Here is a 13,202-nt window from a genome sequence, read left to right as displayed (position 1 = left end):
CAGCCGGCGGGGCGGCCCTACGGCACCGCGGAGAGGACCGTCACCACGGTCACCGTGGAGATCGCCGCCTGGAGGTTGCGGATCGCCTCGCCCACGCTCACGCCCACCCAGTGGCCCTCGGCGATCTCGGCCATACGCGGGGCGACCTGCTTCTTCGGCAGGTCGGGGAAGGCCTGGCGGTGCATGCCCGTGGCGTGCACGAGGGCGACGAGCGCGCTGGTGCGGGCGTCCGGCTCGGCCCTGTGCAGCACCACGGCGGCCAGCCGGGCACGCAGCTCCCGCTCGACCGTTCCGTCGGCTTCCGGGTAGCGGCGCACGGGGAAGACCCCGAGGGCCCGGTGCTTCTCCTCGGTCACCAGACCGCGGGCGACGAGGCTGTCCACGACGTCCTGGGAGCCCTTGGCGTGGTCCCGGGTCAGCCAGGCGACGACCTTGCGGCTGCTGGAGGTCTCGTGGACCCAGCGCGCGAGCCGGCCGAGGCGGCCGTCCAGCAGGGCGTCGCCGGTCGGGGTGGGGTCGAAGACCTCGACCCGGCCGCCCTTGACCGTGACGCGCCCCGCCATGACCAGTTCCAGGAGCATGCCGGCCGCCACACCCCAGCGGGCGGCGCTCTCCCCCTTCGCCGCGCCGGTCTCGTCGTCCAGCGACAGCAGCATGATCTCTTCGCCCAGTGAGACGGTCATGGTGTGCGGCTCCCCGATTCGTAGCGTGTTGACCGGAGAGACGTACGTACCCCGTTCGTGGTTGCTCGGAACCCCAGGTGGCCCGGATGGGAACCGGATGGGAAAGCCGCTGCTCAGGAGGGCTCCGCCGCGGCGAAGGCGCCACGGGCCAGCCGGTGCAGCAGGGCGGCGGTCGCCGCGCGGCCGGGCAGGGCCTCGGGGCGGGCCAGGTGCGGGGTGGAGTTCAGCAGGCCGAAGACGGCGTGCACGGTGACGCGGGCCCGGTTCTCGGGCAGCGCCGGATAGAGGGCGCGGACGACGCCCACCCAGACCTCGACGTACTCGCGCTGGAGCCGCCGCACCCGCTTGCGGTCCGTGTCGCGCAGCCGGTCCAGCTCGCGGTCGTGGAGGGTGATCAGGGGGCGGTCGTCGAGGGCGAAGTCGATATGGCCCTCGATGAGCGCGTCCAGGAGCGCCTCCGGGGAGCCGTCGCCCCGGGCGGCGTCCTCCGTGACCCGCAGCCGTCCGCCCTCCAGCAGGCGTTCGCTGATGCCCACCAGGAGCTCGGCGAGCATCGCGTCCTTGCCGGGGAAGTGGCGGTAGAGGCCGGGGCCGCTGATCCCGACGGCGGCGCCTATCTCGTCGACGCCGACACCGTGGAAGCCGCGCTCGGCGAAGAGGCGGGCGGCCTCCCGGAGGATCTGCTCGCGGCGGGTGGGAGCCGCGACGCGGGCGGCGGCATGGGTGCTCATGAGGATTCATTCTAGACAGGGTCGTTAGCGCTCGTTAACCTGAGGGAAACGCGTTAACGCTCATTAACAGCAGAGACGTGGCACGCACATGATCGCGGTACGGGCAAGGGGGCTCGACACGATGCAGCAGGCACCGGTCCTGGCGAGCGCGGCCGATCCCGCCTCGGAGGCCTGGCAGGCCAACGAGGCGGCGCATCACGCGCTCTCCGACGAGCTGGCGGGACGCCTCGCCACGGCACGGCTGGGCGGGGGTGAGAAGGCACGGGCCCGCCACGAGGCGCGCGGCAAGCTGCTCCCCCGGGACCGGGTGGACACCCTCCTCGACCCGGGCTCGCCGTTCCTGGAGCTGGCCCCGCTGGCGGCCGAGGGGCTGTACGGGGGCGCGGCCCCGGCGGCCGGGGTGATCGCCGGGATCGGGCGGGTCAGCGGCCGGGAGTGCGTGATCGTCGCCAATGACGCGACCGTCAAGGGCGGCACGTACTACCCGATGACGGTGAAGAAGCACCTGCGCGCGCAGGAAGTGGCCCTGGAGAATCGTCTCCCCTGCCTCTATCTGGTCGACTCGGGCGGCGCGTTCCTGCCGATGCAGGACGAGGTCTTCCCCGACCGGGACCACTTCGGGCGGATCTTCTACAACCAGGCCCGGATGTCGGGCGCCGGCATTCCGCAGATCGCGGCGGTGCTGGGCTCCTGCACGGCGGGCGGGGCGTACGTCCCGGCGATGAGCGACGAGGCCGTCATCGTCCGCAACCAGGGCACGATCTTCCTCGGCGGCCCGCCGCTGGTGAAGGCCGCGACCGGTGAGGTCGTCACGGCGGAGGAGCTGGGCGGCGGCGAGGTCCACTCCCGTACGTCGGGGGTCACCGACCATCTCGCGGAGGACGACGCGCACGCGCTGCGGATCGTCCGCAACATCGTGGCCACGCTGCCCGACCGCGCGCCGCTGCCCTGGTCGGTCGAGCCGGCCGAGGAACCGAAGGTGGACCCGGCGGGGCTGTACGGGGCGGTCCCGGTGGACTCCCGCACCCCCTACGACGTACGCGAAGTGATCGCACGCGTCGTGGACGGCTCCCGCTTCCAGGAGTTCAAGGCGGAGTACGGCCAGACGCTGATCACCGGCTTCGCCCGGATCCACGGCCACCCGGTCGGGATCGTCGCGAACAACGGGATCCTGTTCTCCGAGTCGGCCCAGAAGGGCGCGCACTTCATCGAGCTGTGCGACCAGCGCGGCATCCCGCTCGTCTTCCTCCAGAACATCTCCGGCTTCATGGTCGGCCGGGACTACGAGGCGGGCGGCATCGCCAAGCACGGCGCGAAGATGGTCACGGCGGTGGCCTGCACCCGAGTGCCGAAGCTGACGGTGGTCGTCGGCGGTTCGTACGGCGCGGGCAACTACTCCATGTGCGGCCGGGCCTACAGCCCCCGTTTCCTGTGGATGTGGCCGAACGCCAAGATCTCGGTGATGGGCGGCGAGCAGGCGGCCTCCGTCCTGGCCACCGTCAAGCGCGACCAGCTCGGCGACGACTGGAGCGCCGAGGACGAGGAAACGTTCAAGGCCCCGATCCGCGCCCAGTACGAGACCCAGGGCAACGCGTACTACGCCACCGCCCGGCTCTGGGACGACGGCGTGATCGACCCCGTGGACACCCGCCAGGTGCTGGGCCTCGCGCTCACGGCCTGCGCCAATGCCCCGCTGCCCCAGAAGGACCCGGCCGGGCCCGGCTTCGGCGTCTTCCGGATGTGAGGAACAGATGACGATGTTCGACACCGTTCTGGTCGCCAACCGCGGCGAGATCGCGGTCCGGGTGATCCGGACCCTGCGGGAGCTGGGGGTGCGCTCGGTCGCGGTCTTCAGCGACGCGGACGCGGACGCCCGGCATGTACGGGAGGCGGACACGGCGGTACGGATCGGCCCGCCGGCCGCGTCGGAGAGCTACCTGAACGTGGGGGCACTGCTGGACGCGGCCCGCCGCACCGGTGCGCAGGCGGTCCACCCCGGCTACGGCTTCCTCGCGGAGAACGCGGCCTTCGCGGCCGCCTGCACGGACGCGGGGCTGGTCTTCATCGGCCCGCCCGCCTCCGCGATCTCCCTCATGGGCGACAAGATCCGGGCCAAGGAGACGGTCGCGGCGGCCGGGGTCCCGGTGGTCCCGGGTTCGTCCGGCAGCGGGCTCACCGACGCCGAACTGGAGTCGGCGGCACGGGAGATCGGCACCCCGGTCCTCCTGAAGCCCTCCGCGGGCGGCGGCGGCAAGGGCATGCGCCTGGTCCGCGACGCGGCGGTGCTGGCGGAGGAGATCGCGGCGGCGAGGCGCGAGGCCCGCGCTTCCTTCGGCGATGACACCCTCCTCGTGGAGCGGTGGATCGACCGCCCCCGCCACATCGAGATCCAGGTCCTGGCCGACGCCCACGGCAACGTGATCCACCTCGGCGAGCGCGAGTGCTCGCTCCAGCGCCGCCACCAGAAGATCATCGAGGAGGCTCCGAGCGTCCTCCTCGACGAGGAGACCCGGGCGGCGATGGGCGAGGCGGCCGTCCAGGCGGCACGCAGTTGCGGCTATGTCGGCGCGGGGACGGTGGAGTTCATCGTCCCGGGCAACGACCCGGCCTCGTACTACTTCATGGAGATGAACACCCGCCTCCAGGTCGAGCACCCGGTGACCGAGCTGATCACGGGACTCGACCTGGTGGAGTGGCAGCTGAGGGTGGCGTCGGGCGAGCAACTCCCGTACGCGCAGCAGGACATCAGCCTGACGGGTCACGCCGTCGAGGCCCGGATCTGCGCCGAGGACCCCTCCCGGGGCTTCCTGCCCTCCGGCGGTACGGTGCTGGCGCTGCGCGAGCCGCAGGGCGGCGGGGTGCGGACGGACTCGGGGCTCAGCGAGGGCGTGCCGGTGGGCAGCCTGTACGACCCGATGCTGTCGAAGGTCATCGCGTACGGCCCCGACCGCGCGACGGCCATCCGCAAGCTGCGGGCGGCCCTCGCCGACACGGTGATCCTGGGCGTCCCGACCAACGCGGGCTTCCTGCGCCGCCTGCTGGCCCACCCGGACGTCGTCTCCGGCGACCTGGACACCGGGCTGGTGGAGCGCGAGGCGGAGGGCCTGGTGCCGGACGGGGTGCCGGACGAGGTGTACGCGGCGGCCGCGGCGGTCCGCCGGGAGGCGCTGGAGCCGAGGCCGGACGCGGGCGGCTGGACGGACCCGTTCTCGGTGCCGAGCGGCTGGCGGACGGGGGGTGTGCGGGCGCCGCTGCTCTTCCCGCTGCGAGTGTCGGGCGCGGACCCGGTGACGTACGGGGCTCCGGCGGGCGCGATGGTCGGGCCCGACCGAGTGACGGTCGAACAGAACGGCACAATCGTCCACTTCCACCGCTCCGGCGACTGGCTCGGCCGGGACGGCGACACCTGGCACGTCCAGGACCACGACCCGGTGGAAGCGTCCCTGAGCGGGGCGGGCCGGGGCGGGGCGGACACGCTGGCGGCCCCGATGCCGGGCACGGTCACGGTGGTGAAGGTGGCCGTCGGGGACGAGGTCGAGGCGGGACAGAGCCTGCTCGTCGTCGAGGCGATGAAGATGGAACACGTGATCTCCGCCCCGCACGCGGGGACCGTGACCGAGCTGGACGTCACGGCGGGCGCGACGGTGGCGATGGACCAGGTCCTGGCGGTCGTGGCCCCTCGGGAGGACTCATGACCACGCGCACGCTCCCCATGACGATCCCGGCCCCGGGCCTCCCCTCCCGGGTCCGCATCCACGAAGTGGGCGCGCGGGACGGCCTCCAGAACGAGAAGGAGACCGTTCCGACGCCGGTGAAGGCGGAGTTCATCCGCCGCCTGGCGGTGGCCGGCCTGACCACCATCGAGGCGACGAGCTTCGTGCATCCGGAGTGGGTGCCCCAACTGGCCGATGCGGAGGCCCTGTTCCCTCTCCTCGGCGAGATCGCCGACATCGGCGACGTCACCCTCCCGGTCCTCGTCCCGAACGAACGCGGACTGGACCGGGCGCTGGCGCTCGGGGCCCGGTCGATCGCGGTGTTCGGCTCGGCGACGGAGACGTTCGCCGCGCGCAATCTGAACCGGACGGTCGACGAGTCCCTCGCCATGTTCGAGCCGGTGGTGGCCCGCGCCAAGGCGGACCAGGCCCATGTGCGCGGGTATCTGTCGATGTGTTTCGGCGACCCGTGGGAAGGCGCGGTGCCGGTGGCGCAGGTGGTCAGGGTCGCGAAGGCGCTGATGGACCTGGGCTGCGACGAGCTGTCGCTGGGCGACACGATCGGGGTGGCGACGCCGGGCCACGTGACGGCGCTGCTGACCGCCCTGAACGAATCGGGTGTGGCGACGCCCGCCATCGGCGTGCACTTCCACGACACGTACGGCCAGGCGCTGTCCAACACCCTGGCGGCGCTCCAGCACGGTGTGAGCACGGTCGACGCCTCGGCGGGCGGCCTGGGCGGCTGCCCGTACGCGAAGAGCGCCACGGGAAACCTCGCCACCGAGGACCTGGTCTGGATGCTCGACGGCCTGGGCATCGAAACGGGCGTCGACCTGGACGCCCTGACCGCCACCAGCGTCTGGCTGGCCGAACACCTGGGCCGACCGAGCCCATCCCGCACGGTCCGCGCCCTGTCTCCTTCCTCCTCTCCCGCCTCCCACAAGGAGTGAGTTACCCCATGTCTCTGGACCACCGGCTGACCGCCGAGCACGAGGAACTGCGCCGCACGGTCGAGGCGTTCGCGCACGACGTGGTCGCGCCGAAGATCGGCGACTTCTACGAGCGCCATGAATTCCCGTACGAGATCGTGCGCGAGATGGGCCGGATGGGCCTGTTCGGGCTGCCGTTCCCGGAGGAGTACGGCGGCATGGGCGGCGACTACCTGGCGCTCGGGATCGCCCTGGAGGAGCTGGCCCGGGTCGACTCGTCGGTGGCGATCACCCTGGAGGCCGGGGTCTCGTTGGGCGCGATGCCGCTGCACCTGTTCGGCACGGAGGAGCAGAAGCGGCAGTGGCTGCCGAAGCTGTGCGCGGGCGAGGCGCTGGGCGCGTTCGGGCTGACGGAGCCGGACGGCGGGTCGGACGCGGGCGGCACGCGGACGACGGCGGTGCTGGACGAGGCGACGAACGAGTGGGTGATCAACGGCTCGAAGTGCTTCATCACCAACTCCGGTACGGACATTACGGAGTTGGTCACGGTCACCGCCGTAACGGGCCGCAAGGAGGACGGCCGCCCGCTGATCTCCGCGATCATCGTCCCCTCCGGCACCCCCGGCTTCACGGTCGCCGCACCCTACTCGAAGGTCGGCTGGAACGCCTCGGACACCCGCGAGCTGTCCTTCACGGACGTCCGCGTCCCGGCGGCGAACCTCCTGGGCCAATTGGGCCGGGGCTACGCGCAGTTCCTGCGGATCCTGGACGAGGGCCGGGTGGCGATCTCGGCCCTGGCGACGGGCCTGGCGCAGGGCTGCGTGGACGAGTCGGTGAAGTACGCGGCCGAGCGCCACGCCTTCGGCAAGCCGATCGGCGCGAACCAGGCGATCCAGTTCAAGATCGCCGACATGGAGATGCGCGCCCACATGGCCCGCGTGGGCTGGCGCGACGCGGCGTCGCGGCTGGTGGCGGGCGAACCGTTCAAGAAGGAGGCGGCGATCGCGAAGCTGTACTCCTCGACGGTGGCGGTGGACAACGCCCGCGAGGCGACGCAGATCCACGGCGGCTACGGGTTCATGAACGAGTACCCGGTGGCGCGGATGTGGCGGGACTCGAAGATCCTGGAGATCGGCGAGGGGACGAGCGAGGTCCAGCGGATGCTGATCGCCCGGGAGTTGGGGCTGCCGGGCTGATCCCTTCGATGTTCTGACAGGTCCGCCCCGGCCTCCACGGAACGTTCCGTGGAGGCCGGGGCGGACGTGTCAGCGGGGCATCACTCCTTCCCCTCCGGCGGCACGAGATCGGGGCAGAGCGAGTGCCCGCACCGACAGGGCGGCCACCGGAGCGCGGCACCAGGGACGAGGTCGAGGTCGCCCTGGCCCTGGCCCTGGCCACCGTTCGGAACGACGAGAACCCCGTCGCTGCCCAGCTCTCTCATGAGCCGAGAGAGGTTTCGCCGACCACCACTGCTCTCCACCATCACAGAACCAGCCTTTCAGTCCCAGGACTACGACCGCGAGTAACGTCACTGTGACCGACAGTCCCAGGACTGTCAACCTTCCTTTCGCTGTGTTTGACTGCTCCTGTCGAGAGGAGTGACGCATGGCGCCCAAGTGGCGGGACCTGGCCGACAAACTGGCCGAACGCATCAGGAGCGGCGAGTTCGCGCCGGGCCGGCAGCTGCCGCACATCAGGGATCTCGTGGCAGCAGGCGAAGGCTCCAAGTCCACGGTCCATGCGGCGTACAAGGCGTTGGAGGCGGAAGGCCTGGTCACCTCGTCGCGCGGTCACGGCACTGTCGTACGACCGCCGGCCGCTCTCCAGCGGCTGGGCATCGACCGCTACGACAAGGCCAAGTGGCGCGACGGCGACGAAGTGGCCTTCATCGCGGACCGAGTCGCCTCGGGGCGACCGCACAGCCGTGGCGATCAGACGCAGACGGTGAGCCGCATCGAAGCCACGGACACCATTGCCGCCGCCCTTGGCCTGCGGCCAGGATCGGACGTGTACGCGCGTGCCCGCCTCATCAAGGAGAGCGGCCACCCCACCCACACCCTGACCAGCTACTACCGGCCCGAACACATCGAAGGCACCCGTCTCGTCGACCCGGCGCCCGGCCCGGCGGGGCGCGGTGGCGGGTTCCGTGTCCTGTACGACGCCGGGTACGAGATCGACCACTTGCGCGAGGAGCTCTTCGCCCGCTCGGCCACGGCGGAGGAGGCGAAGTTGCTGCAGCTACCGTCCGGCGAAGCAGTGGTGGAGCTTCACCGAACAGCGTTCACCACAGACGGAACAGTTGTCGAGTTCGCCATCGGAGTCCACGCCGCATCAAGGTTCCGCTGGACCTACGACTTCGCGGTACCGGACTCGGCGCACACGAAGGGCAAGCAGTCGTGATCACTACCCAGTCCTGGTCGGATGCCCGGCAGGTGTGGGATCACCACCTCATGCACCACACCCCGCGCCCCTGCTCGGTCATCGTCGGGCTGGGCAGCCATGACCTGGGGGTGGCCGACGTGTCAGCGAAGTTCTACCTGCGCGGGCTGGCTCCCGTCGTCGTGTTCACCGGCTCGACCAGCCCCACCACCCGCGAGCGCATGCCGCGCGGTGAGGCCGTGCACTACCGGGAGCGGGCCGTCGAGCTGGGCGTACCGGAGTCCGCCGTGCTGGTCGAGCCGAAGGCCCGTAACACCGGGGAGAACATCCGCTTCTCGCGGGCCCTCCTCGAAGAGGCCGGGGTGGACGTGGAATCCGTCCTGCTGGTCAGCAAGCCGTACGAGGAGCGGCGCGCGTACGCCACGGCGCGCAAGCTGTGGCCGGGGGTCGACATCGTGAGCGCTTCGAGTCCGATGACCTTCGAGGAGTACGTGGCCTCGATCGGGGACGACCGGCTGGTCATCGACATGCTGGTCGGGGCTCTTCAACGGCTGCTCGTGTACCCCGCGCAGGGGTTCATGATCGAGCAGCCCGTCCCGGGCGAGGTCACGGCGGCGTACGAGCGGCTGCTCGGGGCCGGGTTCACGAGTCGGCTGATCATCCCGTAGGGATCGGCACCGGACCTACAGCCCGCAGTCGACGGTCCGGACCGGGCAAGGGCCTTGACCTTCATGGCCGAGAGGGCTCGTCATCCGCAGGCAGGGGTTCGGCGGCCGAACATCCGTGGCGCTTCGCGGAGCGCTCGGCGAACGTCTTCAGGGCGTCCTTCTGGAGCTTGGGGGAGGGTGGGTGGAAGGTGTTCTTCTCTTCGTCCCAGACCGTTTCCACCGTGTACAGGACGTCACCCTGCGGACAGTCCGCCGTGGTCCACCACAACCCGTCCGAGCCTCCCACATCGGTGAGGAGTTGCTTCCCCCGAATGGTCTCCTGCCGGGCTGCCTTCACATACGGGCCGTAGTAGGCGGACAGATGGAAGCGACGAGTACCGGAGGGTTCAGCCAGCCCGCAGTCCTCGATCGGGGCCGAATCGTCCGCTGACGTCTCAAAGGAGGCCGAGTCGATGCCCGCACAGGTGCCGGTGGCCTTGCCAGCCTGTCGCAGGACACCTGAGGTGTCCTCGGGGATCTCGGGGATCTCGGGGATCTCGGGGATTTCCCCCTTCGCTATCCCCGGCTTCTCGCAGCCCCAACGCTCGGCCGCCCGGTCGAGCGTGCTGGTCACCACGCGTGCCAGCCTCGCACGCCCCTCGGGCTCTCCGAGGGATTTGCCACTGCCCTGGGGTACGGCACTCATCAGCACCGTCACCGGACCGCCCTCACCCTTTCCGCAGGACACGAATCCGCTGGCCGTTCCTGGTAGAGGACCCAACACCACGGGGCGACCTATTCCAGCCGGAGTCACCAGAGCACCACCGTTTTGCTGATTCGCCCGAGCCATTGTGCCGAGCAACATCTTGAAAGTGTCACCCCGAAATATCCGCGCTTGCAGCAATGACCTGCCTGTATCCGAGTCGACGACGCTGCAATACGTCGAATCCGTTCCTTTTCCTCGCAGTTGGTCCGCGGCGAGCAGTTCTTTCAGCTCCGATGTGTCGAGCAGCCCATCACACGCCGAGGCGAGAGAATTGTCGTCCAGCCACACGCCCTTTGCTGCATAGAGGCCCCCACCACCGACCAGCGCCAGAGCGACGGCGCCTCCGATCACCGCACTACGTCGCCTGCCGCGCCCGCCCAGGCTCGACGCGCCCATTCCTATCACGAGCCGGTCCCTCGTCCCAGAACTCCCAGAACGACGTTCCGAGAAGCGCCGTACGACTGCGATGCCTCGCCTCGCATGTTCTTCACCACTGAATCCTCCATATAGTCCATTCCCCGCCCCCCGGCCCACTGGTTGATCAAATCATGAGAGGCCATGCTGTGAGCCATCAAGCCATCGGTTGTCCCCACCCTGGCAATCTGGTCAGCCTCAGCCTTGATATCCTTCGACCATTCATAGGCAGCAACATCCAGGAGGCGTTGCGCAGCGTCACCCACTACTGGGATCATCGTCAGAGGTGCACCTCCCACGTGGTAGCCATAACGCGCGACATCATCGGCCCAATCCTTTCGATTGTCCCGGTCGTCGAGGATGATGTCGGCACCAATCGCATTGAGAGCTCCGAGACCGCTGGCCGCGCTACGTGCGGGATTGTCCCATTCCTCGGTTCCCTTTCCAGGCCCTTCCGGCGCCTCACCCAGCCCTTGAGCGCCCTGGAACCGTTCCGCTTCATACAGCAGGGCAAAGTCCGCCGGATCCTCCGCAACGCCACGCAACACACGTGCCAGGGCAGGCAGACTCACGTTGAGACGCGCCTCGTCCCCCGACGAACGGACCTCTCCGCCCGACGACCAGTCGTAGCCTGCCTCTTCGGAGAAGATGTTATGGGTATCGGGCGCATAGTCGGCCAAGGCTCTGGCCAAAGGTGAATGCATTCTGGCCGGAACACTCTCTGCACCTCTGTCACGGTCGAGAAGAGAGATGGTGTCCTGCATGACGCGAGCCTGCTCAACGGTATGCGTACCATCACGCCCCGAGCCCGATCCTGAGGGCGAGCCCGTTGCAGCCGCTTCAATGGCGGCTCCGAGACCGGCACGGTCGTCAACGTCAGCATGGAAGGGCAAGGAGAAATGATTCTTGCCGTTGTAGCCCGTCTCCCGAGCGATGTTCGTTTCCCGGTCCATAAGGTAGCGCAACCGGTCATTCTCCCGGTTTTCCGCGTCCCTACCCGCTGAGCCAGGATCGAGATAGCCCGTGGCCGCCTCGGGATCCCTGGCCATGATCTGAAGAGCCCCGTCGACCGGGTCGTTGGCGAACCACCCGCCCTCCTTCCCGTTGTACAGACCGATCAGGTCCCAGACGTCCTTGTCGTTGCTCTCGGCAGCGATCATGTCATCCGTGACATCAGCCAGGAACTGGGGCGAGTATCCATCTCCCTGCTGCATGAGCGAAATCAGACTCTGATATCCACGCGCCTGCTGGCCGTAGCCAGATCCCAAGGGGACCTTTTCACCCACGATTTCGAGATTGAACTGCTTGACGCCCACCTTCTGCATGCCTTCGCGCCAGCCATTGTAAAAAGCGGCGTCGTCAGACTTCTTCCACGCGTTGAGCTCTCTCTGGTAGCCATTGGCCCCATACGGAATCTTTTTACCATCAGAATCCTTGAATTCCGGCACTCGGGTGGCACCGGCCAGGGTGTTCGCGAGGCCCCTTTCCAGGGCCTGGTAGTCCTTCCTATTGCCGGTTTCACCAAAATGACCCAGGTCGCTCAACTTGTTTTCAAGCTTGATGGTGTTCTCGATACCAAGAGAGTTCAGCAGCGTCTGGCTGTATTTCTTGTTGTCCGCGTTGTCACGATTCAGACGCTCCCAGTTAGCGCGTTCCTCCGCTGTGAGCTTCCCATCGTCCAGGAGCGTGTCCGCGTACGCCTTCGCCTCACGCGCCTCGTAGATCTCGATGTCTCCGACGGCCGTGTTGTTGAAGCCATGCTGGGCCATGCTCGGTATGGCCTTCTCCATACCGGTCTTGACCCCGGCGGCCTTCCTCAGAGCGAGCTTCGCTCCCTGATCCGCGTCATCGACCGCTTGCACCGCAGCCTTGATGCGCCGGGTCCAGGCCGCCTCCGCCTCGGTGCGCTTACGTACGTATTCGTGATAGACGGCTTGGTAGTCGGGGTCGTTGCGGTAATGAGCGATCTTGCTGAAGTCGTATGTCGCTTTGCCCTGGGAATCGATAGACATGTCATCCTCGATCGCCTTGGCCACGGTGTCGGTAACCACCTTGCACAGCCTGACGAACTGGGTGTGGGCGTCACGAAGCAGCGAGGCGATGGCCTTTGCCTCGGTCTGTGCGCCCTGGAGTTGCGCGCGGGTCGCTTTGAACTGCGCGGAGGCGGAGTCTGCTGTGAGCCCGTACCACCCGCCATCGCTGGCAAGCGGCTGGACCTTGGCCTTGTACAGGTCCTCGACCTCTTTGAAGGCCTTGGCCATCGCGACCCACTTGTCGGCTGCGGTGGTCAGCGAGTCCAGCTTCGTCGTGACGACGTCCTGATAGGTCAGCATCCTTGCCCCCGTGCGCTCTGTACTGCTGTGGTGCGGCCGTTCTTCGTCATGCCACGCACTGCGCGGCCGTTCGCTGCACTACTCGGCATCCGGGATGAACGGGCCGTGGACCGGCGGCGCCGGGGGGCCGCTGAACGGTGGCGGCTGGAGGCCCGGGCCGTAGAGTGCCGGAAGCTGCGGGCCGCCGAGCCTCCGCAACGCGCTGCCCGTGTCCTGATCATCAAGGATGAAGTTCTGCTTGGCGCCTTGAAGGGCGTTCTTGTCGTTGGCCAACCGCCCCTGGAGGCTCTTCACCTGAAGGCCCCACTCCTCCAGAGCATCCTTGAGTCCGGTCGCTGTCGCCCAGCCCTTGAATCCGGTCACCGCACTGTTGGTCGACTCGTCGGCGGTCACACCCGCCTCCCCGGCCGCGGGCTCGATCTCGGTGGTCAACGCGTTCGCCGCCGCTGTCTTGCCCGAGGCGTTCGTCTTCAGGTCGGCCTGCCCGCCCCCCTGGGCGCCAGCGGCGTTGAGGCGCATCATCACATCGTTCTTGTGCGCGGCCCATTCCTGCTCGAACGACACCAATTCCCCCGAAGATCGCTTGATCGGATCAGCACACCACCCT

11 protein-coding genes are annotated in these 13,202 nt (G+C 68.7%); 6 read left to right on the top strand and 5 right to left on the bottom strand.

The features are described 5' to 3' along the window. Positions 1 to 17: 17 nt before the first annotated feature. Both ACIQPT_RS25360 and ACIQPT_RS25355 read right to left on the bottom strand, forming a co-directional pair. Positions 18 to 683 carry a GPP34 family phosphoprotein gene (locus tag ACIQPT_RS25360; protein WP_401158760.1) on the bottom strand — a complete coding sequence of 222 codons (666 nt, stop codon included), beginning with the start codon at positions 681 to 683 and terminating at the stop codon, positions 18 to 20. 113 nt (positions 684 to 796) lie between these two features. Continuing rightward, a complete protein-coding gene (locus ACIQPT_RS25355) occupies positions 797 to 1,414 on the bottom strand; it encodes a TetR/AcrR family transcriptional regulator (RefSeq protein WP_401158758.1) in 618 nt (205 codons plus the stop codon). Between the two features lie 121 nt (positions 1,415 to 1,535). Here ACIQPT_RS25355 and ACIQPT_RS25350 point away from each other — a divergent pair, with 121 nt between their 5' ends. From ACIQPT_RS25350 to ACIQPT_RS25325, 6 genes are all read left to right on the top strand, one after another. After that, positions 1,536 to 3,158 (top strand): carboxyl transferase domain-containing protein, encoded by a 1,623-nt coding sequence (locus ACIQPT_RS25350; protein ID WP_401158756.1) that lies wholly within the window; start codon positions 1,536 to 1,538, stop codon positions 3,156 to 3,158. 7 nt (positions 3,159 to 3,165) lie between these two features. Next, positions 3,166 to 5,109, top strand: a complete 1,944-nt coding sequence (locus ACIQPT_RS25345; protein WP_401158754.1) for an acetyl/propionyl/methylcrotonyl-CoA carboxylase subunit alpha — start codon at positions 3,166 to 3,168, stop codon at positions 5,107 to 5,109. Beyond that, entirely contained in the window at positions 5,106 to 6,077 is a 972-nt protein-coding gene (locus ACIQPT_RS25340; protein ID WP_401158752.1) for a hydroxymethylglutaryl-CoA lyase, read from the top strand. The genes ACIQPT_RS25345 and ACIQPT_RS25340 overlap by 4 nt, the downstream gene beginning before the upstream one ends. An 8-nt stretch (positions 6,078 to 6,085) precedes the next feature. Beyond that, a complete protein-coding gene (locus ACIQPT_RS25335; RefSeq protein ID WP_401158750.1) occupies positions 6,086 to 7,252 on the top strand; it encodes an acyl-CoA dehydrogenase family protein in 1,167 nt (388 codons plus the stop codon). A 409-nt stretch (positions 7,253 to 7,661) separates the two neighbouring features. After that, positions 7,662 to 8,456 carry a GntR family transcriptional regulator gene (locus ACIQPT_RS25330; RefSeq protein ID WP_401158748.1) on the top strand — a complete coding sequence of 265 codons (795 nt, stop codon included), beginning with the start codon at positions 7,662 to 7,664 and terminating at the stop codon, positions 8,454 to 8,456. Continuing rightward, positions 8,453 to 9,103, top strand: a complete 651-nt coding sequence (locus ACIQPT_RS25325) for a YdcF family protein (protein WP_401158746.1) — start codon at positions 8,453 to 8,455, stop codon at positions 9,101 to 9,103. Before ACIQPT_RS25330 ends, ACIQPT_RS25325 begins: the two co-directional genes overlap by 4 nt. Positions 9,104 to 9,164: 61 nt before the next feature. On the opposite strand, the gene ACIQPT_RS25320 is transcribed toward ACIQPT_RS25325, so the two are convergent. The 3 genes from ACIQPT_RS25320 to ACIQPT_RS25310 form a co-directional block, all read right to left on the bottom strand. Further along, on the bottom strand, positions 9,165 to 9,719 hold the full coding sequence (locus ACIQPT_RS25320; protein WP_401158743.1) for a hypothetical protein: 555 nt from the start codon (positions 9,717 to 9,719) through the stop codon (positions 9,165 to 9,167). A 530-nt stretch (positions 9,720 to 10,249) separates the two neighbouring features. Next, the gene (locus tag ACIQPT_RS25315; protein ID WP_401158741.1) at positions 10,250 to 12,595 is read right to left on the bottom strand and encodes a hypothetical protein; all 2,346 of its coding nucleotides are present in this window, start codon (positions 12,593 to 12,595) and stop codon (positions 10,250 to 10,252) included. Between the two features lie 78 nt (positions 12,596 to 12,673). After that, positions 12,674 to 13,159 carry a hypothetical protein gene (locus ACIQPT_RS25310; RefSeq protein WP_401158740.1) on the bottom strand — a complete coding sequence of 162 codons (486 nt, stop codon included), beginning with the start codon at positions 13,157 to 13,159 and terminating at the stop codon, positions 12,674 to 12,676. Between the last annotated feature and the right edge of the window lie 43 nt (positions 13,160 to 13,202).

Origin of the sequence: Streptomyces sp. NPDC091289, from assembly GCF_044757365.1 — a bacterium.
In the GTDB taxonomy this organism is placed as follows: domain Bacteria; phylum Actinomycetota; class Actinomycetes; order Streptomycetales; family Streptomycetaceae; genus Streptomyces.
The sequence above is the reverse complement of the archived record's forward strand: the minus strand, read 5'-3'. Positions and strand labels throughout refer to the sequence as shown.

Coding starts and splice junctions, on each gene's coding strand:
- ACIQPT_RS25360 (WP_401158760.1), bottom strand. CDS start 683: ATGACCGTCTCACTGGGCGAAGAGATCATGCTGCTGTCGCTGGACGAC.
- ACIQPT_RS25355 (WP_401158758.1), bottom strand. CDS start 1,414: ATGAGCACCCATGCCGCCGCCCGCGTCGCGGCTCCCACCCGCCGCGAG.
- ACIQPT_RS25350 (WP_401158756.1), top strand. CDS start 1,536: ATGCAGCAGGCACCGGTCCTGGCGAGCGCGGCCGATCCCGCCTCGGAG.
- ACIQPT_RS25345 (WP_401158754.1), top strand. CDS start 3,166: ATGACGATGTTCGACACCGTTCTGGTCGCCAACCGCGGCGAGATCGCG.
- ACIQPT_RS25340 (WP_401158752.1), top strand. CDS start 5,106: ATGACCACGCGCACGCTCCCCATGACGATCCCGGCCCCGGGCCTCCCC.
- ACIQPT_RS25335 (WP_401158750.1), top strand. CDS start 6,086: ATGTCTCTGGACCACCGGCTGACCGCCGAGCACGAGGAACTGCGCCGC.
- ACIQPT_RS25330 (WP_401158748.1), top strand. CDS start 7,662: ATGGCGCCCAAGTGGCGGGACCTGGCCGACAAACTGGCCGAACGCATC.
- ACIQPT_RS25315 (WP_401158741.1), bottom strand. CDS start 12,595: ATGCTGACCTATCAGGACGTCGTCACGACGAAGCTGGACTCGCTGACC.